Raw genomic sequence first — 21594 nt, forward strand, 5'->3', positions numbered from 1 at the left:
CCTTTGCGGTCGACGGCCTGTTCACAGGTTACGGTCACCGGTATGACGTCCATGTGGGGTGCGCCCGCGTTGTCGCGGCTCCGCGCCTGGGGCCAGGCCCGTCGTGATCCGCGTCAGGCGAAGTTCCTGACCAAGGACTCGCTGCGCTGGGTGCTGCGAAACCGCGCGTACACGCCTTGGTACCTCGTGCGGTACTGGCGGCTGCTGAAGTTCCGGATCGCGAACCCGCACATCATCCTGCGGGGGATGGTGTTCCTCGGCAAGGACGTCGAGATCCACTGCCGTCCCGGCTACGGGCGGCTGGAGATCGGCCGCTGGGTGCACATCGGCGACGGCAACGCGATCCGCTGCCACGAGGGCTCGCTGCGCATCGGCGACAAGGCCGTCTTCGGGCGGCAGAATGTGCTCAACGGCTACCTCGACATCGAACTCGGCGCGGCCACGCTCGTCGCGGACTGGGTGTACATCTGCGACTTCGACCACGTCACCACCGACATCACCGTCCCGATCAAGGATCAGGGCATCGTGAAGTCGCCGGTGCGGATCGGCCCGGACACCTGGATCGGCACCAAGGTCTCCGTGCTCAAGGGCACCCGGGTCGGCCGCGGCTGCGTCCTCGGCGCGCACGCCGTGGTGCGGGGCGAGATCCCGGACTACTCGATCGCCGTCGGTTCGCCGGCGCGCGTCGTCCGGAACCGCCAGGACGACTACGCCGCCGACGCCGCCCGCCGCGAAGCCGTCGCGGACATGGCGCGCAAGGCGAACAAGGCGCTGCAGAAGACCCTGGGCGTCGACTCGTAACTCGCGTGCTTGAGGACGTGACTCGCGTGATCAGAGACGTGACTCGCGTGATCGGAAGCCGCACACACGAGTTCCGCCTTCAATCACGCGAGTTCGGTCTCCAAGCACGCGAGTGCGGTCTCGGATCACGCGAGAGCTAGCCGCGCAGCTGTTCGCGGACCTCCATGAGCGCGAAGCCCAGGAGGTTCTGCCCGCGCCAGTAATCGGGGCGGGTGGCGTTCTTGTCCTCGCGGGCGAGGCCGCTGCCCCAGACCAGGTCCATCCTGGACGCCTCGACGATCACCTTGTCGCCCGTGCCCAGCAGGAACTCGCGCTCCTCGGCGTGCTGACGGAACTTCTCGAGGTTGCCGTCGATGACGATGTCGAAGCGGTGCCGCTCCCACACCTCGGCGTCGAAACCGGAGACCTCGCGCCCGAGGATCTTGGCGGTCTTGGGATCCGGCGCCTGACGGATGTTCGCCGCCGCCTCGTGATCGCCGAACAATTCCGCCTTGCTCGCCATCATGTAGTGCTCGGCCGTCGGGTACCGCTCGCCGCCCGCGACGAACGGCGCCTGCCACCACTGGCTCAGGCAGGCCGCGTTGACCCGGCCGCTCTTCAGCGGGGTGTGGCCGTAGAAGAGCTGGTACTCGGGCTCCGCGCCGCTGTGGACCAGCTCGCGCAACGCATCGAGACTCCGGACTCCGTCGACCTTGCTCACCATGGCGACCAGTGGACCACAGGCCACCGACAACCCTGTGAAGCACCCACTGGACCACTCTCCGCCGTGGCCGGGGGCGGTCAGTACATTCAGCATTCGTGCGAGGGATCGAAACGGTGAGCGCCCGAACGGTCGAAGAGGCCGCCAAGCGATTGGCCGGGGTGGTGACCCGCACGCCGCTCGAACCGAACGAGCGGCTTTCGGCGCGGGTGGACGCCCGGGTCTGGCTCAAACGCGAAGACCTGCAGACCGTGCGTTCGTACAAGATCCGCGGCGCCTACAACTTCATCGTCCAGCTCGACGCGGAGCACCGGGAGCGCGGCGTCGTCTGCGCGAGCGCGGGCAACCACGCGCAGGGCGTCGCGTACGCGTGCCGCCGCCTCGGCGCGAACGGCCGCGTCTACGTCCCCGGCACGACCCCCCGGCAGAAGCGCGAGCGCATCGCGACGCTGGGCGGCTCCCATATCGAGGTCATCGTCGTCGGCGAGACCTATGAAGACGCCTTCAGCGCCGCGAAGCAGGACGCGGAGAGCACCGGCGCGACGTTGGTCCCCGCGTTCGACGCGCCGGAGACGGTCGCCGGGCAGGGCACGGTCGCGATGGAGGTCGTCGCGCAGCTCGGATTCGTCCCGGACGTCATGGTGGTGCCGGTCGGCGGTGGCGGCCTGCTCGCGGGCATCGCCGCGTGGGCCGCGGAACGCGCGCCGGAGATGCGGATCGTCGGGGTCGAGCCGGCGGGCGCGACCTGCATGGCGGCCGCGCTGGCGGCGGGGGAGCCGGTGCGGCTCGAGAGCGTCGACACCTTCGTGGACGGTGCGGCGGTCGCGCTGGCCGGATCGGTGACGTATCCGCTGGTCCGCGACGGCGGTGTCGAGCTCACCGACGTCGCCGAGGGCGCGATCTGCACCGAGATGCTCGCGATGTACCAGTCGGACGGCGTGATCGCCGAACCCGCGGGTGCGCTCGCGACCGCCGCGCTGGGCACGACGGTGAAGATCGAACCCGGCCAGATCGTGGTGTGCGTCGTCTCCGGCGGCAACAACGACGTCAGCCGCTACGGCGAAGTGCTCGAACGGTCGTTGATCCACGAAGGACTGAAGCACTACTTCCTGGTGGGATTCCCGCAGGAGCCCGGCGCGCTGCGGCGGTTCCTCGACGAGGTCCTCGGGCCGGACGACGACATCACGCGGTTCGAGTACGTGAAGCGCAACAGCCGCGAGACCGGCCCGGCGCTGATCGGCGTCGAACTCGCGCGGCCCGGCGACCTGGAAGGCCTGCTGCACCGGCTGGAGGCCAGCCCGCTGCAGGTGGAGCGGGTGGAACCGGGCAGCCCGCTGTTCCACTTCCTGGTGTGACCCCTCCCGCATTTCGTCCTCTGAATGCGGTCCTTGTGCGCGCAAAGACCGCATCCAGAGGACGAAACGCGGCTAGCGGAAGGCGGCCAGATGCGTCCGGGCCCAGGTCGCGAACGGCCGTGGCTCCCGCCCGGTGAGGTCCTGGACGGCACCCGTGACCTCGGAGTCGTCGAACTCGCCCTCGGCGAAGAAGCGGAAGAAGGCGTCGACGTACTTCGCCGGCATCTCCGCACTCATCGTCACGCGGGCGTCGGCGTCCGAAAGCGGATCCAGCCGTAGCTCCCGCCCCAACAGTTCACTCAGGACGCGGAGCCGGTCGGCGGGCCGGAGCGACCCCGGACCGGTGATGGCGTACGCCCGGCCTTCGTGTCCCGGCGTGGTCAGCGATTCCGCGGCGACGGCGGCGATGTCGTACGGGTCGATCGCCGCCACCGGCACGTTCGCGAACGGCTCGCGCACGACGTCCCCCGCGCGAAGCTGCGCGACCCATTGGAGCGAATTCGACATGAACCCGCTCGACCGCAGGAAGGTCCACGGCAGCTTCGAAGCACGCACCGCAGCCTCGGCCGCCATGTGCATCCCGGCGACGGCGTTGTCCGCGTGCCCGCCGACGACCGAACGGGACGACAGCAACGTCACCTGCTCGACACCCGCGTCCCGCATCACCGCGAGCGCGCCGGGCATGTCCTCGTAGCCGCCGAGCAGGAAGACCGCCCGGACACCTTCCAACGCGGGTTTCAGGCTCGTCGCCTCGTTGAGATCGCCCACCACCGCTTCGACGCCGTCCGGCAACGGCCGCGGTGTGCGGACCAGCGCTCGGACGGGATGCCCGCCGCGCGCCAGGATTCCGGTCAGTTCCGAGCCGACGTTGCCGCCTGCCCCGGTCACCAAGATCATTCGGTTCTCCCCAGTGCGGTGGCCGCCGTCACGCCGGCGGCCGTCGACGGCAACCCTGCCAGGGAGATCAGGACGGCTCAAGGCGCCTTCGGCACCGCCGGGTACGGGACGAAGGTGCTCGTGTTCTCGTCGACGGTGAGCTGCTTGCCGATCGTCGGGAACGCGCGCTGCGAACAGGCCGGACGTTCGCAGACTTTGCAACCCATGCCGATCGGGGTGGCCGCGGCGCGGTCGTCGAGGTCGAGCCCGGTCGAGTAGATCAGCCGTTTCGCGTGCCGCAGTTCGCAGCCGAGGCCGACGGTGAACGTCTTGCCGGGGCTGCCGTAGCCGCCGATGTTGCGCGAAACCGTCCGCGCGACCCAGAAGTAGCTCTTGCCGTCGGGCAGGGTCGCGATCTGGGTGAGGATCTTGCCCGGCTGGGTGAACGCCTCGTAGATGTTCCACAGTGGACACGCGCCGCCGACGCGGGAGAAGTGGAAACCGGCCGCGGACTGGCGTTTCGACATGTTCCCCGCCCGGTCGACGCGCACGAACGAGAACGGCACGCCGCGGTTCTTCGGCCGCTGCAACGTCGAGAGCCGGTGGCAGACCGTCTCGAAGCCGACCCCGAAGTGGTCGCACAGCCGTTCGATGTCGTAGCGGAAGCGTTCCGCGGTCGACAGGAACGGTCCATAGGGGAGGATCAGCGCGCCCGCGAAGTAGTTCGCGAGCCCGACCCTGGCCAGCGAACGCGCGGCGGGACCGGAGAACGCCCACGAATCGGCGAGTTCGGTGATCAGGTCGTCGTATTCGAGCAGGGCGATCTGCGAAGCCATCCGGAACGCCTGCTGCCCGACGCGCAGGCTCGGCGCCAGCCGCAGCACCCGCGGCCCGGGTTCGTACCGGTGCTGTTCGCCGTTGGCCTCGTCGATGCCTTCGCTGGTGACGTCGACGCCGTAGCGCTGGATCAGCGTTTCCTTCAGCGCCGCGAGCACCTGGCCACGCTGCAGCGGGATGTCGTGCGCCATGCGTTCGGCGCGTTCGTCCAGCTCGGCGACGTAGTTCTCCCGCTCGTAGAAGAAGTCGCGGACCTCTTCGTGCGGCAACGAGCCTGCCGCGCTGCCGTGCATGCCCAGCCCGTTTTCCGTGGTCAGCGCGGCGGTGTTCTCCACGGCGTTGCGATAGCTGCGGTGCAGTTTGACCAGGGCCTGGGCGATCGTCGGCAGATTCGTGGCGAGGTCGTTGAGCTCGCTCGTCGTGACGTCGACCCCGAGGACCTCGTCGAGCAGCGCCTCCTTCACGTCAGCGACTAGGCGGGCGGTGTCGTTGTTCGCGAAGAACTCGGTGTCCACACCGAACGCCTGCGTGATGCGAAGGAGCACCGGGACGGTCAGCGGACGCGAGTTGTGCTCGATCTGATTGAGATAACTGGGTGAGATCTCCAGCACACGAGCGAGATCGGCCTGGCTCATCGACCGGCTTTCGCGCAGATGCCGCAGCTTCGCTCCGGCGAAGGTTTTGTCCACTGAGGCCTCTCTGTCCGCAAGGTTTCCGGGCCTGAACGATTCAGTGAACGGTCAAGCCCGTGGATTTTGCCTCTGGTTGCGAATCTGCGATTCGCAACCTTTGCAAGATGCTACGGAAGCTTCGCAGAAATTGGCAAATTGGAGGCCTGGATCGGATTTCCCCTGTCATGTCAGGGTCGGATCAGGAAAGGCGATCACTCGCAAACTTCGCAACACCGGGAGAATCCGATGACTCAGCACGCGCAGCAGCTGGAGCAGGCGGCCGCCGAACTGGCCAAGCAGTGGGAGACCGACCCCCGCTGGGCGGGCGTGAAGCGTTCGTACTCCGCGGCTGACGTGGTCAAGCTGCGCGGCAGCGTGGTCGAGGAGCACACGCTCGCTCGCCGCGGCGCCGAGAAGCTGTGGGACCTCCTGCACAACGAGGACTACGTCCACTCGCTGGGCGCCCTGACCGGTAACCAGGCCGTGCAGCAGGTGCGCGCCGGCCTCAAGGCCATCTACCTGTCGGGCTGGCAGGTCGCCGCCGACGCCAACCTCTCCGGCCAGACCTACCCGGACCAGAGCCTCTACCCGGCCAACTCGGTGCCCGCCGTCGTCCGCCGCATCAACAACGCGCTGGGCCGTGCCGACCAGATCAACTGGGCCGAGGGCAACACCGACATCGACTGGTACGCCCCGATCGTCGCCGACGCCGAGGCCGGCTTCGGTGGCCCGCTCAACGCCTTCGAGCTGATGAAGGGCATGATCGCCGCCGGTGCCGCGGGTGTGCACTGGGAGGACCAGCTCGCTTCCGAGAAGAAGTGCGGTCACCTCGGCGGCAAGGTGCTGATCCCGACCAAGCAGCACGAGCGCACGCTGAACGCCGCCCGCCTCGCCGCGGACGTGCTGAACGTGCCGTCGCTGATCGTCGCCCGCACCGACGCGCAGGCCGCCACGCTGATCACCAGCGACGTCGACGAGCGTGACCGCAAGTACGTCACCGGCGAGCGCACCGCCGAGGGCTTCTACAACGTCACCAACGGCATCGACCCCTGCATCGACCGCGGTCTGGCCTACGCCGAGTACGCCGACCTGCTGTGGATGGAGACCTCCAAGCCGGACCTCGAGGTCGCCCGCCAGTTCGCCGAGGCGATCAAGGCCAAGTACCCGGACCAGATGCTGGCCTACAACTGCTCGCCGTCGTTCAACTGGAAGAAGCACCTGGACGACGCGACGATCGCGAAGTTCCAGCGCGAACTCGGCCACATGGGCTACAAGTTCCAGTTCATCACCCTGGCCGGCTTCCACGCCCTGAACTACTCGATGTTCGACCTGGCGCACGGTTACGCCCGCGAGGGCATGACCGCCTACGTCGACCTGCAGGAGCGCGAGTTCGCTTCGGAGGACCGCGGTTACACCGCCACGAAGCACCAGCGCGAGGTCGGCACCGGCTGGTTCGACAACGTCGCGACCGCGCTGAACCCGGAGAGCTCGACCACCGCGCTCGCCGGTTCCACCGAGGCCGAGCAGTTCTGATCCCTCGCATGTAGATGCCAGGTGGCGGTCTCCGGACTCCCAGCGGAGACCGCCACCTCCCATCCCTTCTATCTCTCTCGCGAAGCCCAGCGGAGGCACACCATGGTTGAGAAGCTGAACTACCGGATCGACGTCTGCGGACCCGCCGGTGACCGGTTCGCCGAGATCCTCACCCCGGCCGCGCTGGACTTCGTGGCCAAACTGGACAACGCGTTCGCCGGCCGCCGCCGCGAACTGCTCGACGCGCGCCGACTGCGCCGCGAGAAGCTGCAGTCCGGTGAGGAGCCGCTGGGCTTCCTGCCCGAGACGCACGCGATCCGCGACGACAGCAGCTGGTCGGTCGCCCCGGCCGCGCCCGGTCTCGAAGACCGCCGCGTCGAGATCACCGGCCCGACCGACCGCAAGATGACGGTCAACGCGCTCAACTCCGGCGCGAAGGTCTGGCTCGCCGACTTCGAGGACGCGACGTCGCCGACCTGGCACAACGTGATCGACGGGCAGCTCAACCTGTTCGACGCGATCCGCCGCAACATCGACTTCACCACCGAGGCAGGCAAGCGCTACACGATCGGCGACGACCCCGCGACGATCGTCGCCCGCCCCCGCGGCTGGCACCTGGTGGAGAAGCACATCCGCATCGACGGCCGCCCCGTTTCGGCGAGCCTGGTCGACTTCGGCCTCTACTTCTTCCACAACGCGCGCCAGCTGCTGGCCCGCGGCAGCGGCCCGTACTTCTACCTGCCGAAGCTCGAGAACCATCTCGAAGCGCGGCTGTGGAACGACGTCTTCCTGCTGGCGCAACGGGAACTCGGCATCCCGCGCGGCACGATCCGGGCCACCGTGCTGATCGAGACGATCACCGCCGCGTTCGAGATGGAGGAGATCCTCTACGAACTGCGCGAGCACATCGCCGGGCTGAACGCCGGCCGCTGGGACTACATCTTCAGCGTCATCAAGAACTTCTCCTCGCACGGCGCGGACTTCGTGCTCCCGGACCGCGCGCAGGTGACGATGACCGTCCCGTTCATGCGGGCCTACACCGAACTGCTGGTGCGCACCTGCCACAAGCGCGGGGCGCACGCCATCGGCGGCATGGCCGCGTTCATCCCGAGCAAGGACCCGGAGATCAACGCGACCGCGCTGGAGAAGGTCCGTCAGGACAAGGAACGCGAGGCGAACGACGGTTTCGACGGCTCGTGGGTCGCGCACCCCGGCCTCGTCCCGGTCTGCCGCGAGGTGTTCGACAACGTCCTCGGCGGCTGGCCGAACCAGCTCGGCAAGCTGCGTGAAGACGTCGTCGTGACGGCCGAGGATCTGCTCGACGTCGCCAGCGCGGGCGGCGAGGTCACCGAAGCCGGTGTCCGCGCCAACATCAACGTCGCGCTGCGCTACATCGACGCTTGGCTGCGCGGCACCGGCGCGGCGGCGATCCACAACCTGATGGAGGACGCCGCCACCGCCGAGATCGCGCGCTGCCAGGTGTGGCAGTGGATCCGCAACGGCACGAAGCTCGAAGACGGCACCGCGCTCACCCGCGAACTCGCCGTGTCCTATTTGGACGAAGAGCTGGCGTCGGTGCGGGCCGAACTGGGCGAGGACACCCGGCTCGGCGACGCCTACGAGATCTTCACCGAGACCGCGCTGGGCGAGAAGCTGCCGAGCTTCCTCACCACCGGTGCGTACGCGCGATACCTGACCACGCACTGATCGAGGCTCCGGCCGCCCCTACCTGACGCGGGGCGGCCGGGTTCCACACCGGTTTGGGACGGTGTGGCCCAACGGGTCCGGTGGCGGAGGCTCCCCGCCACCGGACCCGCTTCACGCGCGCGCTCTGCCGGTAGCGCTGTCGGGCGTGCGCCTCGCCGCGGGGACCCCGCTCACCCCCACACCGCAGTGGGCGGGGTCTCCGCGGCTTCAATCACGCGAGTTCCGGCTTCAATCACGTGTGGTACGGCTCCGAGCGCACTCACGGGACCGGACGAACCGGTCACGGACCGCGATTAGGTAGGGGTACCTGGTGATACCCCCGTTGTTTCGGCGGCGGGTCGCGCGGATGCTCGGCGCCGGGCGGGAAATCCGCCCGTTTCCCCGAGGAGCCAGCATGAAGAAGCAGTTGAGAACGCTCTTGGCCGCGACCTTCGCCGTCCTCGCCGTCGCCCTCGCCGCCCCCGCGGTGTCCGCTTCGGCCGGGGTCTCGGTGCAGCCGGACTGTGTTCGGCCCTGCCACTTCTGATCTTCGCCACCTAGAGCAGCTCCGGGGGTCGCGCCCCTCGCGACCCGCGACGCTCGTGAAGGGGGATCCGGGTCCCCCGACGTCCCGGATTCCCCTTCGCCCCCGCAGCGGTAGCGCGTGAAGGCCCCCTTCCCTCGGCTCAGCCGAGGAAACTCGACCTTCACGCCTCGCCGAGTACATGAAGGCCCCCTTGCTTGCGCCAGGCGCAAGCAAGGGGGCCTTCATGTACTGCGGGCGGTTTCGCGTGACGGGAGGGACGACTCACGTGACCAGACGGACGACGCACGTGTCTGGATGGACGACACGCGTGGCGTCCGTCCAGGCACGCGAAAGTGCCGAATTCGGTCACCCGACCCAGGCCTGTCCCAGCGCGTTTAGTCCTCTGAATGCGATCAGGGCTCGAAGGCGTTACCCGTCGCGATCTTCGGCCGACCCAGTTCCACCGGCTCGGCGACGCGAGCCCGCCGGTAGACCGCCACGGTCGCCTCGGCGATCCGGCCCCAGTCGAAGTCCGCCGCCAGCCGCGATTGCGCGGTCAGCGCCCGCCGGGCGGCGGCGACCTCGTCGTCCAGCACCGCCTCGACGGCGTCCCCGAGGGCGTCGACGTCGCCGGGGCTGAACGCCAGGCCGGTCTCGCCGTCGACGACGACCTCGCCGAGCCCGCCCGCGGTCGAAGCCACCAGCGGCGCCTTCGCGGCGGCGGCCTCCAGCGCGACGATCCCGAACGGTTCATAGCGGCTGGGCAGCACGACGGCGTCGGCCGCGGCCAGCACTGCGCGCAGTTCGCGGTCCGACAGATGCCCGACGAAGTCCACCGCGCGCCGGACGCGCAGCTTGCGGGCCTGGTCGACCAGTTCCTCCAGATGCCGTCCCTTGCCGGCGACGACCAGCCGCGTCCCCGGTTTGGCGCGGCGGATCCGGGGGAGCGCGGCGAGCAGATCCTGCACGCCCTTCTCCCATTCCAGCCGTCCGAAGTAGAGCAGCAGCGGCGCGCCGGAGGGGCTGTAGACCTCGCGCGCGTGCGCGACCTCCTCCGCGGGCACCTGCCAGGTGCGTTCTTCGATGCCGTTGTGGATCACGGTGACCGCGTCGCCGTCGACCTCGAACAGATGCGCCACCTCGCGGCGCATGGCCTGCGAGCAGGTGATCAGCGCGTCCGAGCGGTTCGCGAGCCACCACTCGACGGAGTGCACCTGCTGGTTCAGCGGATGCGACAGCCAGCCGGAGTGCCGTCCGGCCTCGGTGGCGTGGATCGTGCCGACCAGCGGCACCCTGGCGGCCTCCGCGATCGCGATCGCGGGATGGGTGACCAGCCAGTCGTGCGCGTGCACGACGTCCGGCTGCCAGCCGCGCAGCAGGTCGGTGGCGGCGCGGACCATCGCGTGCCCCATGGCCAGCGTCCACGCGACGAGGTCCCGTTCGAAGGTCACGTGCATCGGGTCTTCGGCGACCCGGATGATCCGGACGCCCTCGACCACGCGATCGGTCCTCGGGTGGGTCTCGGCGTCGGTGCCCGCCGTGTGACGGCACAGGACGACCACGTCGTGCCCCTGCCGGGCGAGATGCCGGGCCAGGGCGTGGACGTGCCGTGCGAGTCCGCCGACGACCACGGGTGGGTACTCCCACGACAACATCAGCACGCGCATGGGTGGAGGTTACTCGTGAGTCGGTCGGCGCCGGGACGGGGCGATCACCCCCACAGGTGACGCCGATCGAGGGCGACGGGGCGGCGATCTTTGCCGCCATCGGGTCGATGACGTCTTCGGTGAACGCGGCCGGACCGGCCTTCGAGTCCGTCGAACCGGTGCTCTCGACGCCGTGGTCCGCGCAGGTCGGACCCGGCGACGCGCTGCCGAGTACCCGCGTCCCCGGCTGGTCCGCGAACGCTGGCTGAACCTCAACGGCGTCTGGGAGCACGCGGGCAGCGGCGCGCCCCGCCGCGACGGGGTACGGCGAGCGGATCCTGGTGCCGTTCCCGCCGGAGTCGGCCCTCTCCGGCATCGGACGGCGGGACGAAACCCTCTGGTATCGCAAGGTTTTCCACGTCCCGTCCGGCTGGGACGGTCAGCGGGTGCTGCTCCACTTCGGCGCCGTCGACCAGTCCGCGACGGTCTGGGGCAACAACCAGGAAGTGGCCGTCCACGAAGGTGGGTACACGGCCTTCAGCGCGGACGTCACCGACGTCCTGCGCCCGTCGGGATCGCAGGAACTCACCGTCCGCGTGACGGATCGGACCGATGCCGCGACGCACTCCGTCGGCAAGCAGCGGAACGACCCGAAAGGGATCTTCTACACCGCCGCGTCGGGTATCTGGCAGACCGCCTGGCTGGAGCCGGTGCCGTCCGCGCACATCCGGGATCTGCCGCTGACCCCCGATCTCGATGGGGTGACGGTTGTGCCCAAGGTCACACGTGGCGCCCGGGTGGAGCTGATCGTCAGCGAATCCGGCGGCGCGGAGGTGACACGCGTCGATCGGGACGGTCGCAGACGCCCAGTGCAGGCCGCGGATCGCGCTCAACGGCCGGATCACCTTCCTCCACGGCCCGCTCGACCAGGGGTATTGGCCCGACGGGATCTACACCGGTCCCGGAGGCGCGGGCGCGGTTCGAAGCCGAGCTGACCGAGATGATCGAGCAGCTGCGCGGGGTGACCTCGATCGGCGGGCTCGGCCTGGTCGTCGACGGGCATCGCCGGCCGGGGGAGCCGCAGGCCTACGAGATGACGCCGGCCCCGGCACAGCTGACCAAGCGCTATGCCGAGGTCGGCGAGCACCTCGAACGGATCGTCGCCGGAACCGGCCTTTCCGGCGCGATCTACACGCAGACCACCGACGTCGAGAACGAGGTCAACGGCCTGCTCACCTACGGCCGGCGGGTGGTGAAGGCGGACGCGGAGTCCGTCGCCACCCGCAATCGGGCGGTCATCGAGACGGGTCAGTCCGGCTGAGCCTCCACCGGACCGCCGGAGTCGCGGACCCGGACGGGCACTCCGAGCAGCTGAGAAGGCAGCCGCCCGGAGTCGTGACCGGGGGTCATCCACACGTCGATCGTGGGTGCCCCCTCGGCCTCGCCCTGCCCGACCCCGACTACTCCGGGGACGTCGTCGAGCCATCGGGACGCCGTCACGAGGGCGGCATCGACATCCGATACGTCTTCGGCCACTACGGATGCACCCTGATCCCAAGCGACGCTTCGACCAGCGAGATCCGGTTGATCACCGTGACCACCGGCGAACCGGCGAACAGCAGGCCGACGGCGTTCTCGCTCAGGTCCGCCACGAGACTGCCCGAGTCGCCACCGGCCGACATGTCGGTGGTCAGCAGTTGCTGCGCGAACCGGGCCACCCTGCCTCCGCCGTAGTTCACGTCGACGGTGGCGTTGATGTTCGTGATCCGCCCGGTCGTCCAGTTCGTGGTCCGGCCGGTCTTCTGCACGAGCGTGCCGACCGCGGGCGCCACGTTGGTGCCCTTGAGCTCGCCGACCCAGAAGATCCGCCGGTCGAGGTCGTGGAACTGGCCTTCGGCGATCGCGGCGTCGACGAAGTTCAACGGCACCGGCTGCCCCGGCTGGATGAACTTGATCGGTACGAACCGGCTCAGCCTGGCGATGACGTCGGTGGGGACGACGCCGCCGTCGAACGGGCCGGGCTGCAGGATCGGGTCGCCGATGGCGGCGGCGTTGGAGTTCGCCAGCACGTGGTTGTTGCTCAGGATGTAGTACCTCGGCGGTTTGCCGGGCAGCGCCGTCGCGTCGTAGACCGCGGTGCCGTAGGTGCCGGCGGTGATCTTGAAGTGGCCGACGCTCAGCCCGCCGAACGCCGGGCGGAACCGCTTGGCGAGGGTGAACGGACCGACCTGCTCACGGGCGAGTTCGTCGGGGCGGGCGAGTGTCGGAGCCTGGGGCTCGTCGACCATCGTGGCGGCGCCGTTCACCTTGGGGGCGGCGACGCTGCGACCGGCCTGGAGCACCCCGACCTCCTGGACGTCGGTGGGCACACCCGACAGCGCCGCCGGGACGAGGTCGTCTTCACGCAGCATTTCGTGCGGCATCTTCGTGTCGACCAGGACGGTGATCGCCTTCTCGCCGGTGTCCCTGCCCCCGGACCATTTGGTACCGAGCGCGACACCCACCACGTTCTGCCGGTTCAGCAACGCCTCCTCCTCGGCCGCCTGCACGCTCGCGAGGGAGAGGAAATCGTCCGGGATCATATTGTTTTCGATCATGTCGGCCACACTTTTCTGGTTGTCGGCGTTGACGAAGTGCGGGACTCCCGACGAAAGAGTCTTCCCCTCCTGCGGCGGGTGGCGCCATAGTGCAATCGGGTACGGCGCTTCACTATGAGACGTCAAGATTTCCCTTGTGTGGCAAGGGTTTGTGATCGCTCAACCGGACATCGCCCCGGTGTCGCCGCCGTTGAGGGACTTTGGTCACCGATCCGCCGGAAAAGGAAACGGGCGGGCTCGCCGGATCACTCCGGCGGGCCCGCCCGTTCGCGAAAAGCGGGAATCAGCCGATCGTGGCGTCGATCGCCTTGGTGATCGTCTCGTCTTCGGGTTCGGTGCGCGGGCGGAATCGTCCCACCACTTCACCGGACGGGGCGACGAGGAACTTCTCGAAGTTCCACTGGACGTCGCCGGCGGCGCCCTCCGCGTCGGCCGCCTTGGTCAGTTCGGCGTAGAGCGGGTGACGGCTTTCCCCGTTGACATCCAGCTTTTCGAACAGCGGGAACGAAACGCCGTACGTCGTCGAGCAGAAGGTCTGGATCTCCTCCGCGGTGCCCGGCTCCTGGCCCGCGAACTGGTTGCAGGGGAACCCGACGACGGAGAAACCCTTGTCCGCGTAGCGTTCCTGGAGTTTTTCCAGCCCGGTGTACTGCGGCGTCAGCCCGCATTTCGACGCCACGTTCACCACCAGCAGCGTCTTGCCTTCGAGCGCGCCGAGCGTCGTGTCCTCGCCCGCGAGCGTCTTCAGCGGGATGTCGTGGATCCCCATGATGCCCCTTTCGTCATTTCCTCAGCAGATCACGCGCGTCGACGTGACCGAACGGTCCGTCGTCGCGCCGGAACGCGGCCGCGGTCTCCCGCGCGCGGTCGAGTGCTCCTTCCCGGAGCAGCCCGGCGAGCGTGTCGAACCGTTCCGTGTGCACTTTCGCCCGCCGCCGCGCGTAGTCGGCGGCGGAGTCCTTGGTGACCATGAACGCCCAGTCGCTCGAAAGCGCCAGCATCGCTTCGGCGACGGCCTGGTCGCGGACGGAGTCGCGTGTCGTCGTGTCCATTCCGGCGACGAGGTCGAGCATCCGGTCCTGCAACGCGGTGTTGTCCCGCACCATGTCGGCGACCTGCTCGCCGTCCCAGACCCGCCAGTCCTTGCCCGAGCCCCACGACGACGCCGGGAGGTCGACCTTCCCGCCGAGGTGACCGGCTTCGAGCGCACCCTTGAGCGTCGTGACGCGGACGCCGGCCTCGGGCAGCGCGCGCAAGACGCCTTCGAGCCACGCCGGGCCCTCGTGCCACCAGTGTCCGAACAGTTCCGTGTCGTACGCGGCGACGACGAGCGACTCGCGGCCGTGCTCGGCCTTGAGCGAACGCAGGCGGGCGACGACCGTGTCGACGAAGTCCTGGACGTGACCGCCGAGGGTGGCCGTCGCCATCGCCGGGTCGTACGGCGCCTTGTCCGGCGGCTCGACGGTCTTGCCGGTCACCCGCGAGGGTTTGAGGCCGACCTCGTGCGCCCAGGTGTGGAAATCGCGATAGGCGGCATGGCCGGGATATCCGGCCTTCGGCGACCAGACGCGGTAGGTGACTTCGAGATCGCGGCCGAAGCACACGACGTCGGAATCGCCGACCGTCCGCGCCGCCGAGGTGTCACCGTGCAGGGAAGGCCCGTCGACCATGAACCGCCGGACACCCGCGGCGGCGTAGCCGGTCTCCATGCCGGGCGCGTAGCCGCATTCGGGCGCCCAAATGCCTTCGGGACGCCGTCCGATCCGCAGCGCGGTGTCGGCCAGGCCGCCCCGCAGCATGAAGTCGCGGACCGCCGGGTCGAGCAGCGGCTGGAACGGATGCGCCAGCGGCCCGCCGAGCAGTTCGATCGTCCCGTTGTCCACAAAGGACCGAAGGATCGGGGAGAAGCCGTGACGCCAGCGGGTTTCGAGCTCGTCCGAGGCCTTGAGCGCCGTCCGGTACTCGCTCGCCGCGAGGTCGCGCAGCAGCGGATCACCGCGCCACAGCGTGGACGCGTGCCAGGAGCGCAGCTGCCAGTGGCCGAGCCAGTCGTGGAAGGCGTCGATGCAGTACGGGTCGTCGAGCTGGGCGGCGAGGATCGGCGTCATCCCGAGGGTGAGGACGTCTTCGCGGCCCTCGTCGGCGAAGCGGCGCAGGAGATCGACCATCGGCAGATAGGAATGCGCCCAGGCCTGGTAGAGCCATTCCTCGCCGACCGGCCAGGATCCGTGATGCGGCAGCCACGGCAGGTGGCTGTGCACGACGAGGCAGAACGTGCCCTCGTACTCGCTCATCGGCGCACCGCCACGGCGACCAGGTCGAGGCTGGCGTCGAGGTCTTCGCCGTGGATCGCGAAGTCCGCGGCCTGGATGCCTTCGACGTCGGCCAGCAGTTCCGCGGGCCAGGTCGCCTGTCCCGGCATCTGCCCCATGACGACGTCGAGCTGGGCGTCGATGATCGAACCGCCGTACTTGGCGTCGAGCCTCGCGACGCCCTCGCCGTGGTGGAGCCCGTGCAGGGTCTCGACCTCGAAACCGGCGTCACGCAGCAATCCGTCCAATTCGGACGGTGCGAGCTCCCTGGTGTGGAACGGGTTGAGCGGGGTGTCGCTGTCGGGGGTGAAGGTCAGCCGGTTGGGCGTGGTGACGATCAGCCGTCCGCCGGGGGAGAGCACGCGGCGGCATTCGGCGAGGAAGGCGCCCTGATCCCAGAGATGCTCGATCACCTGGAAGTTCGCGACGACGTCGACCGACGCGTCCCGCACCGGCAGGAACACCAGGTTCGCCCTGGCCACGCCGATGCCGGGGTAGCGGCGGGCGACGTGCTCGGTGGTGGGGACGTCGTAGTCGAGGGCGAGCACCCGCTCGGCCACGGTGGCGATCAGCCCGGCGCCGTAGCCCTCGCCGCAGCCGGCCTCCAGCACCGTCTTGCCCACGCACAGCGGCAGGAGCTTTTGATACGCGGCCTCGTGGCGCCGGAACCAGTAATTCTCCTCGGCGATGCCCGGCACGGTGCGTTCACCGGTGAGGTGCAGCGCTTCGGCCCTGGTGGCTGGGGTGGTCACGCCGCGACCCTACCGGCCGGTCACTTCGGCCCGCGTGTCACGTTTCGCGGCGCCACGCAGTCCAGGAGGTATGCAACGGACGTTCACCCGCGTACTGCTCGTCGTCTTCGGCCTCATCGAACTGCCCGTCGGGCTGTGGCCGCTGTTCAGCCCGGAGGGCTTCTACCGGGACTTCCCGGGGTTCCGCACCGGCTGGGTGGCGATGGACGGCCCCTTCAACGAACACCTGATCCAGGACTTCGGCGGCCTCAACCTGGCGCTTTCCGCGATCCTGATCGGCGCCGCCGTGATCGGGACGACCGCCGTGGCCAGGTTGGCGGCGCTCGCCACCTTCTGCTTCGGGTTGCCGCATTTCCTCTACCACCTGGGGCACGTCTCGCATTTCGAGCCGGTGGACCAGGTGCTGATCATCGTGACGACGGCGCTGGGCGCGGTGCTCCCGGTGGTGCTGGCGCTGATCCCCTCGAAGCGGACTACACCGGCGACACCGTGATGCCGATGGCACCGGGCCCGAGGTGGGCGCCGAGGATCATGCTGGCGTCCACCAGAGTGCTGTCGACCATATGCGGCAGCCGTGCCCGCAGCCGCCCGCCGATCTCGAGGTCGCGTTCGTCCGGGCCGAACCGGGTGATGGCGACCTCGACGTCCCGGTCGCCCGCGCATTCCACCGCGAGGTCGACGAGTTTGTTGAGCGCCCGCCGCTGGCCCGGCACCCGGGTCAGCGGGGCGACCTCGCCGTTCTTCAGCGTCAGCAGGGGTTTGATCGAGAACGCGGAGCCGAGGAACGCCTGCGCCGCGCCGATCCGGCCACCGCGGCGCAGGAACTCCAGCGTGTCGACGTAGAGGATCTCCCGGCTGCCGCGGAAACGGCGTTCGGCCGCGTCGATGACGCGAGTGGCCTGCCCGCCGGCGGCGGCGACCTTGGCCGCCGAGGTCGCCGCGAAACCGAGGCTCATCCCGGTGGTCCCGCTGTCGAGGACGTGCACCGGGATGTTCACCTGCTGGGCGGCCTCGCGGGCGGTGTTCACCGTCTCCGACATCCGTCCCGAGATGTGGACGCTGACGATCGCGGAGGCGCCCTTGCTCGCGGCGTCCTGGAACGCCCAGAAGAACGCGGCGACCTCGGGCGGCGCCGTCTTCACCGGCGTCCCCGCCCGCAGATGGCCGATGATCTCCTCGCGGTCGTAGCGATTCTCCTCGTCGAACTGCTCTCCGACCTGCAGTTGGACCTGAACGACGCCGATTCCCCAGCGTTCGGCGACCGGGGCGGGAAGGCAGGCGGTCGAGTCCGTGATCACGGCGACAGGGCCGGGCATGGAACGCATGGTGGGGCAGGTTATCCCTTCACCATCTCCGGGAGTACCCCGGAATACGGCCGTTCGGGTTAGTCGGCCGGTTACACTCACTTCCGGGTGAATTACCTGGACGATGGTCCCACTAAAACGTGCATCCAGGTGAATGAGGTCACCTCGGCGGGCCGCGGCGCTGAAATGGCCCTAATCTACCGGCCAGTAGAGCTGTTGCCCCGTGGCCGACGCCGGCCACTAACGGGAGGTCGAAGTAGACCCATGACGAACATCGTTGTCCTGGTCAAGCAGGTACCGGACACCTACTCGGAGCGGAAGCTCTCCGGTGCCGACAACACTCTTGACCGCGAATCCGCCGACGCCGTGCTCGACGAGATCAACGAGAAGGCCGTCGAAGAAGCACTGAAGATCAAGGAAGCCGGCGAGGGCGAGGTCACCGTCGTCTCGGTGGGTCCCGACCGCGCGACCGACGCGATCCGCAAGGCGCTGTCCATGGGCGCCGACAAGGCCATCCACGTCTCCGACGCGGCCCTTCACGGCTCCGACGCGATCGCCACCGCCAAGGTGCTGGCCGCCGCGATCTCGAAGGTCGAAGGCTTCGACCTGGTCATCACCGGTAACGAGGCCTCCGACGGCCGCGGTGGCGCCGTGCCGGCGATCATCGCCGAGCTGCTCGGCCTGCCGCAGCTGACCCACGTGAACGAGCTGACCGTCGACGGCACCTCGATCAAGGCCGACCGCTACACCGAGGACGGTGTCACGCACCTCGAGGCGAACCTGCCCGCGGTGGTGAGCGTCGGCGAGAAGATCAACGAGCCGCGCTACCCCTCCTTCAAGGGCATCATGGCCGCCAAGAAGAAGCCGGTCGAGACGCTGACCGTCGCGGACCTGGGCGTCGACGCGGCCGAGGTCGGCCTCGGCAACGCGTGGTCGTCCGTGCTCGAAGCCTCCCCGAAGCCGCCGCGCACCGCCGGTGAGCGCGTCGAGGACGAGGGTGACGGCGGCAGCAAGGTGGCCGCCTACCTGGTCGCGCAGAAGCTCATCTGAGACAGGTTTCGAGGAGGAATAGGGAAATGGCTGAAGTACTCGTCCTCGTCGACCACGTCGACGGTGAAGTCAAGAAGGTCACGCTCGAGCTGCTGACCGCCGCTCGTGAACTGGGTGAGCCGTCCGCGGTCGTCGTCGGCCCGACCGGCACCGCGGCCAAGGCGAAGGAAGCCCTCGCCGCGCACGGCGCCGCCAAGGTGTACGTCGCCGAGGGCGACAACGCCACCGGCTTCCTGGTCACCCCGAAGGTGGACGTCCTCGCCGCGCTCGCGGAGCGGACCTCCCCGGCCGCCGTGCTCGTCGCGGCCAGCGCCGAGGGCAAGGAGGTGTCCGCCCGTGTCGCGGTCCGCCTCGGCTCCGGTCTGCTGTACGACGCCGTCGGCGTGAACGGCGACGGCAGCGTCGACCAGTCCATCTTCGGTGGCGCGTTCTCCGTGAAGTCCAAGTCCACCAAGGGTGTCCCGGTCATCTCGGTCCGCCCGGGCGCGGTCGAGGCCGCCCCGGCCGAAGGTGCGGCCGCCGAGGAGACCGTCGAGGTCCCCGCGGGTGACCCGGCGAAGTCCGCCAAGATCACCGGCGTCGAGCCGATCGTCGGCGGCGACCGGCCGGAGCTGACCGAGGCCTCGGTCGTCGTCTCCGGTGGCCGCGGTGTCGGCTCGGCCGACAAGTTCGACGTCGTCGAGGCGCTCGCCGACTCGCTCGGTGCCGCCGTCGGCGCTTCCCGCGCCGCCGTCGACTCGGGCTACTACCCGGCGCAGTTCCAGGTCGGCCAGACCGGTAAGACGGTCTCGCCGCAGCTGTACATCGCGCTGGGCATCTCCGGCGCGATCCAGCACCGCGCCGGTATGCAGACCTCGAAGACCATCATCGCGGTCAACAAGGACGCCGAGGCGCCGATCTTCGAGATCGCCGACTTCGGTGTGGTGGGCGACCTGTTCAACGTCGCGCCGCAGCTGACCGAAGAGGTCCAGAAGCGCAAGGGCTGAGTCCTTCGTTCGAAGAGGGGCCGTCCGGGATTTATTTCCCGGGCGGCCCCTTTTCCGTGACCGGGAAGTGACTTCCCACCCTGAGAGAAGCCTGAGAACCCGCAATTAACGGAACGTGCACTAATCGGCCATCGGGCGCATTGTCGTTGGTACCCCTCCAGGGGTAGACCTGGGTCATGACGACGTCACAGCTCCTCGTCAGTACTGACCAGGCAGGTGTCGAACTCCCGGCCGACGCGCCGCGTTACTCCCTTCTCGTGGCGAACGGAAACGAAGAAGTCGTCGCCGCGCAACGCCTCCGCCATCGGGTGTTCGCCGAGGAAATGGGAGCGACGCTCAATTCCCTCGAACCCGGCCTCGACGTCGACTACTTCGACGAGTTCTGCGATCACCTCGTGGTGCGCGACGACAACACCGGCGAGATCGTGGGCACGTACCGGATGTTGCCGCCCGATCGGGCCGCGCGGGCGGGAAAGCTGTATTCCGACAGCGAATTCGATCTCACCGCGCTCGATTCCCTGCGCCCTTCGCTGGTCGAGACGGGCCGTTCGTGCGTGCACCCCGACCACCGCAGCGGCGCCGTGGTGAGCCTCGTGTGGGCGGGGATCGGGCGCTACATGCTGCTGGCCGGGCACCGGTATCTCGCGGGCTGCGCGTCCGTGCCGCTGACCGACGGCGGGATCTACGCGGCGGGCGTCTGGGATGTCCTGCGCGCCAAGCACTACGCGGAGGAATCCCTTCGGGTGACGCCGCTGAACCCGTGGCCGAACGAGACGATCGAGCGGCCCTCGCGTGCGATCCTTCCGCCGCTCATCAAGGGCTACACCCGCCTCGGGGCGAAGATCTACGGGCCGCCCGCGCTGGACGCGGATTTCGGTGTCGCGGACTTCTTCGTCCTGCTGGATCTGCACAACGTCGACGAGCGGTACCTCAAGTTCTTCCTGGGAGAGCAGGGATGAGTCACGCCTGGATGCCGAAATCGCCGTGCGGCGACGGCTGCCTGACCGAAGGGGCGCCGACCGTGGCGTTCCCGCGGCGGGTCCTGCGCTTCAGCGCGGCGATCGGCGTCATCTTCGGTGCCTTCCTGAGCGCGCCGCTGGTGCTCGTGCTGCGCGGCAAGCCCCGGGAACGGTTGGTACGCCTGCTTTTCGCCGGGATCCTTCGCTCGTTCGGGGTGAAGCTGCGCGTGCTCGGCGACGAGCGGTTCCGCGCCGTGCCCGGCCGTGGCGCGCTTGTGGTGAACAACCACATCTCGTGGCTGGACATCATCGCGGTCAACGCCGTCCAGCCGATGCGGGCGCTCGCGAAGAAGGAGGTCGGCGCCTGGCCGGTGCTCGGCCTGCTGGTGCGCCGCGGCGGCAGCATCTTCCTCGACCGGGAGAACCTGCGGAGCCTTCCCGCGACGATGGACGAACTCGCCGGCGCCCTGCGCGGCGGATCACTCGTCAGCGTGACCCCGGAAGGCACCACGTGGTGCGGTCTCGGCTCGGGCCGGTTCCGCCCGGCGACCTTCCAGGCCGCGATCGACGGCGGTGTCCCGGTGCGGCCGCTCGCGTTGCGGTTCCGGCTCGCCGACGGGCGGGAGACGACGCAGCCGGCGTTCATCGGGCCGGAGTCGCTCATCGCTTCGCTGCGGCGGGTCGCGGCTCTGCGCGGCCTGGTGCTGGAGGTGCACGTGTGCCCGGAGATCGCGCCGGGCCGCGCTTCGGACCGGCGGGAACTGGCCGCGCTGGCGGAATCCGCCGTGCAGGCGGCTCTCGGCCGGGTGCAGATCCCGGCTCAGCGGCGCCGCCGCCCGGTGGCCTCCGCTCCGGTCGTCGCTCCCGCTCCGGCCGCGCCTTCGACGCCCTCCGCTCCCGAGGCGGTCTCGCAGTAGCCAGGCTGTCCGAACGTCCTTTTCGCGACACGTGCCCGAGGTGGTCGTGAGTGGCAAGTGTCGTTCTAACGACCCGAAACACTCAC

General features: G+C 69.1%; 20 protein-coding genes and 1 pseudogene. 11 read left to right on the forward strand and 10 right to left on the reverse strand.

The features are described 5' to 3' along the window. The first annotated feature begins 42 nt into the window (after positions 1 to 42). A complete protein-coding gene (locus ACSMFO_RS23560) occupies positions 43 to 801 on the forward strand; it encodes an acyltransferase (protein ID WP_007031648.1) in 759 nt (252 codons plus the stop codon). A 136-nt stretch (positions 802 to 937) separates the two neighbouring features. Here ACSMFO_RS23560 and ACSMFO_RS23565 read toward each other — a convergent pair whose 3' ends face one another. Continuing rightward, positions 938 to 1504, reverse strand: a complete 567-nt coding sequence (locus ACSMFO_RS23565; RefSeq protein ID WP_174492005.1) for an NADAR family protein — start codon at positions 1502 to 1504, stop codon at positions 938 to 940. A 95-nt stretch (positions 1505 to 1599) separates the two neighbouring features. On the opposite strand from ACSMFO_RS23565, the gene ilvA reads away from it, so the two are divergent. Beyond that, positions 1600 to 2856 (forward strand): threonine ammonia-lyase IlvA, encoded by a 1257-nt coding sequence (gene ilvA, locus ACSMFO_RS23570; protein WP_436460530.1) that lies wholly within the window; start codon positions 1600 to 1602, stop codon positions 2854 to 2856. Positions 2857 to 2928: 72 nt separating this feature from the next. On the opposite strand, the gene ACSMFO_RS23575 is transcribed toward ilvA, so the two are convergent. After that, positions 2929 to 3753: an NAD(P)H-binding protein gene (locus ACSMFO_RS23575; protein WP_436460531.1), complete on the reverse strand. Its 825-nt coding sequence runs from the start codon at positions 3751 to 3753 to the stop codon at positions 2929 to 2931. Between the two features lie 77 nt (positions 3754 to 3830). Continuing rightward, positions 3831 to 5258 (reverse strand): short-chain fatty acyl-CoA regulator family protein, encoded by a 1428-nt coding sequence (locus tag ACSMFO_RS23580; RefSeq protein WP_436460532.1) that lies wholly within the window; start codon positions 5256 to 5258, stop codon positions 3831 to 3833. A 228-nt stretch (positions 5259 to 5486) separates the two neighbouring features. Here ACSMFO_RS23580 and aceA point away from each other — a divergent pair, with 228 nt between their 5' ends. From aceA to ACSMFO_RS23595, 3 genes are all read left to right on the forward strand, one after another. Further along, complete coding sequence (gene aceA / locus ACSMFO_RS23585) at positions 5487 to 6773, forward strand: isocitrate lyase (RefSeq protein ID WP_072030536.1); 1287 nt, start codon at positions 5487 to 5489, stop codon at positions 6771 to 6773. A 102-nt stretch (positions 6774 to 6875) separates the two neighbouring features. Beyond that, positions 6876 to 8480, forward strand: a complete 1605-nt coding sequence (gene aceB / locus ACSMFO_RS23590; protein WP_038509306.1) for a malate synthase A — start codon at positions 6876 to 6878, stop codon at positions 8478 to 8480. A 394-nt stretch (positions 8481 to 8874) separates the two neighbouring features. Then, positions 8875 to 9006: a hypothetical protein gene (locus ACSMFO_RS23595; RefSeq protein ID WP_255431241.1), complete on the forward strand. Its 132-nt coding sequence runs from the start codon at positions 8875 to 8877 to the stop codon at positions 9004 to 9006. Positions 9007 to 9398: 392 nt separating this feature from the next. On the opposite strand, the gene ACSMFO_RS23600 is transcribed toward ACSMFO_RS23595, so the two are convergent. Continuing rightward, the gene (locus ACSMFO_RS23600) at positions 9399 to 10652 is read right to left on the reverse strand and encodes a glycosyltransferase family 4 protein (RefSeq protein WP_038509310.1); all 1254 of its coding nucleotides are present in this window, start codon (positions 10650 to 10652) and stop codon (positions 9399 to 9401) included. A 107-nt stretch (positions 10653 to 10759) separates the two neighbouring features. Here ACSMFO_RS23600 and ACSMFO_RS23605 point away from each other — a divergent pair. Then, a pseudogene (locus tag ACSMFO_RS23605) lies at positions 10760 to 11952 on the forward strand (sugar-binding domain-containing protein). Here the strand turns inward: ACSMFO_RS23605 and ACSMFO_RS23610 are convergent. The 5 genes from ACSMFO_RS23610 to ACSMFO_RS23630 form a co-directional block, all read right to left on the reverse strand. After that, positions 11940 to 12167, reverse strand: a complete 228-nt coding sequence (locus tag ACSMFO_RS23610; RefSeq protein ID WP_073848128.1) for a hypothetical protein — start codon at positions 12165 to 12167, stop codon at positions 11940 to 11942. The pseudogene ACSMFO_RS23605 and the gene ACSMFO_RS23610 sit on opposite strands and share 13 nt — an antisense overlap. Continuing rightward, on the reverse strand, positions 12167 to 13228 hold the full coding sequence (locus ACSMFO_RS23615; protein ID WP_174492006.1) for a serine protease: 1062 nt from the start codon (positions 13226 to 13228) through the stop codon (positions 12167 to 12169). The genes ACSMFO_RS23610 and ACSMFO_RS23615 overlap by 1 nt, the downstream gene beginning before the upstream one ends. Positions 13229 to 13511: 283 nt before the next feature. Next, positions 13512 to 13997: a glutathione peroxidase gene (locus tag ACSMFO_RS23620; protein WP_063277513.1), complete on the reverse strand. Its 486-nt coding sequence runs from the start codon at positions 13995 to 13997 to the stop codon at positions 13512 to 13514. 13 nt (positions 13998 to 14010) lie between these two features. After that, on the reverse strand, positions 14011 to 15522 hold the full coding sequence (locus tag ACSMFO_RS23625; protein ID WP_436460533.1) for a 1,4-alpha-glucan branching protein domain-containing protein: 1512 nt from the start codon (positions 15520 to 15522) through the stop codon (positions 14011 to 14013). Further along, positions 15519 to 16292 carry a methyltransferase domain-containing protein gene (locus ACSMFO_RS23630; RefSeq protein ID WP_436460534.1) on the reverse strand — a complete coding sequence of 258 codons (774 nt, stop codon included), beginning with the start codon at positions 16290 to 16292 and terminating at the stop codon, positions 15519 to 15521. Before ACSMFO_RS23630 ends, ACSMFO_RS23625 begins: the two co-directional genes overlap by 4 nt. A 70-nt stretch (positions 16293 to 16362) precedes the next feature. Here ACSMFO_RS23630 and ACSMFO_RS23635 point away from each other — a divergent pair, with 70 nt between their 5' ends. After that, a complete protein-coding gene (locus tag ACSMFO_RS23635; RefSeq protein ID WP_037341876.1) occupies positions 16363 to 16785 on the forward strand; it encodes a hypothetical protein in 423 nt (140 codons plus the stop codon). On the opposite strand, the gene ACSMFO_RS23640 is transcribed toward ACSMFO_RS23635, so the two are convergent. Further along, positions 16766 to 17617 carry a DegV family protein gene (locus ACSMFO_RS23640; protein ID WP_436460535.1) on the reverse strand — a complete coding sequence of 284 codons (852 nt, stop codon included), beginning with the start codon at positions 17615 to 17617 and terminating at the stop codon, positions 16766 to 16768. The genes ACSMFO_RS23635 and ACSMFO_RS23640 overlap by 20 nt on opposite strands. Before the next feature lie 243 nt (positions 17618 to 17860). On the opposite strand from ACSMFO_RS23640, the gene ACSMFO_RS23645 reads away from it, so the two are divergent. The 4 genes from ACSMFO_RS23645 to ACSMFO_RS23660 all read left to right on the forward strand — a co-directional run bounded on the left by ACSMFO_RS23645 (position 17861) and on the right by ACSMFO_RS23660 (position 21508). Beyond that, positions 17861 to 18646 (forward strand): electron transfer flavoprotein subunit beta/FixA family protein, encoded by a 786-nt coding sequence (locus ACSMFO_RS23645; RefSeq protein ID WP_038509322.1) that lies wholly within the window; start codon positions 17861 to 17863, stop codon positions 18644 to 18646. Positions 18647 to 18672: 26 nt separating this feature from the next. Next, entirely contained in the window at positions 18673 to 19632 is a 960-nt protein-coding gene (locus ACSMFO_RS23650) for an electron transfer flavoprotein subunit alpha/FixB family protein (RefSeq protein ID WP_037341881.1), read from the forward strand. Positions 19633 to 19808: 176 nt separating this feature from the next. Next, positions 19809 to 20591 (forward strand): GNAT family N-acetyltransferase, encoded by a 783-nt coding sequence (locus tag ACSMFO_RS23655; RefSeq protein ID WP_038509324.1) that lies wholly within the window; start codon positions 19809 to 19811, stop codon positions 20589 to 20591. After that, entirely contained in the window at positions 20588 to 21508 is a 921-nt protein-coding gene (locus tag ACSMFO_RS23660; RefSeq protein ID WP_436460536.1) for a lysophospholipid acyltransferase family protein, read from the forward strand. Before ACSMFO_RS23655 ends, ACSMFO_RS23660 begins: the two co-directional genes overlap by 4 nt. Positions 21509 to 21594 lie beyond the last annotated feature (86 nt).

Source organism: Amycolatopsis sp. w19 (assembly GCF_051373225.1).
Taxonomy (GTDB): Bacteria; Actinomycetota; Actinomycetes; order Mycobacteriales; family Pseudonocardiaceae; genus Amycolatopsis; species Amycolatopsis japonica.

Bases quoted from the DNA above. Each gene is read 5' to 3' on its own strand.
- ACSMFO_RS23560 (WP_007031648.1), top strand. From the start codon at position 43: ATGACGTCCATGTGGGGTGCGCCCGCGTTGTCGCGGCTCCGCGCCTGG.
- ACSMFO_RS23565 (WP_174492005.1), bottom strand. From the start codon at position 1,504: ATGGTGAGCAAGGTCGACGGAGTCCGGAGTCTCGATGCGTTGCGCGAG.
- ACSMFO_RS23575 (WP_436460531.1), bottom strand. From the start codon at position 3,753: ATGATCTTGGTGACCGGGGCAGGCGGCAACGTCGGCTCGGAACTGACC.
- aceA (WP_072030536.1), top strand. From the start codon at position 5,487: ATGACTCAGCACGCGCAGCAGCTGGAGCAGGCGGCCGCCGAACTGGCC.
- aceB (WP_038509306.1), top strand. From the start codon at position 6,876: ATGGTTGAGAAGCTGAACTACCGGATCGACGTCTGCGGACCCGCCGGT.
- ACSMFO_RS23595 (WP_255431241.1), top strand. From the start codon at position 8,875: ATGAAGAAGCAGTTGAGAACGCTCTTGGCCGCGACCTTCGCCGTCCTC.
- ACSMFO_RS23600 (WP_038509310.1), bottom strand. From the start codon at position 10,652: ATGCGCGTGCTGATGTTGTCGTGGGAGTACCCACCCGTGGTCGTCGGC.
- ACSMFO_RS23615 (WP_174492006.1), bottom strand. From the start codon at position 13,228: ATGATCGAAAACAATATGATCCCGGACGATTTCCTCTCCCTCGCGAGC.
- ACSMFO_RS23620 (WP_063277513.1), bottom strand. From the start codon at position 13,997: ATGGGGATCCACGACATCCCGCTGAAGACGCTCGCGGGCGAGGACACG.
- ACSMFO_RS23625 (WP_436460533.1), bottom strand. From the start codon at position 15,522: ATGAGCGAGTACGAGGGCACGTTCTGCCTCGTCGTGCACAGCCACCTG.
- ACSMFO_RS23635 (WP_037341876.1), top strand. From the start codon at position 16,363: ATGCAACGGACGTTCACCCGCGTACTGCTCGTCGTCTTCGGCCTCATC.
- ACSMFO_RS23640 (WP_436460535.1), bottom strand. From the start codon at position 17,617: ATGCGTTCCATGCCCGGCCCTGTCGCCGTGATCACGGACTCGACCGCC.
- ACSMFO_RS23645 (WP_038509322.1), top strand. From the start codon at position 17,861: ATGACGAACATCGTTGTCCTGGTCAAGCAGGTACCGGACACCTACTCG.
- ACSMFO_RS23650 (WP_037341881.1), top strand. From the start codon at position 18,673: ATGGCTGAAGTACTCGTCCTCGTCGACCACGTCGACGGTGAAGTCAAG.
- ACSMFO_RS23655 (WP_038509324.1), top strand. From the start codon at position 19,809: ATGACGACGTCACAGCTCCTCGTCAGTACTGACCAGGCAGGTGTCGAA.
- ACSMFO_RS23660 (WP_436460536.1), top strand. From the start codon at position 20,588: ATGAGTCACGCCTGGATGCCGAAATCGCCGTGCGGCGACGGCTGCCTG.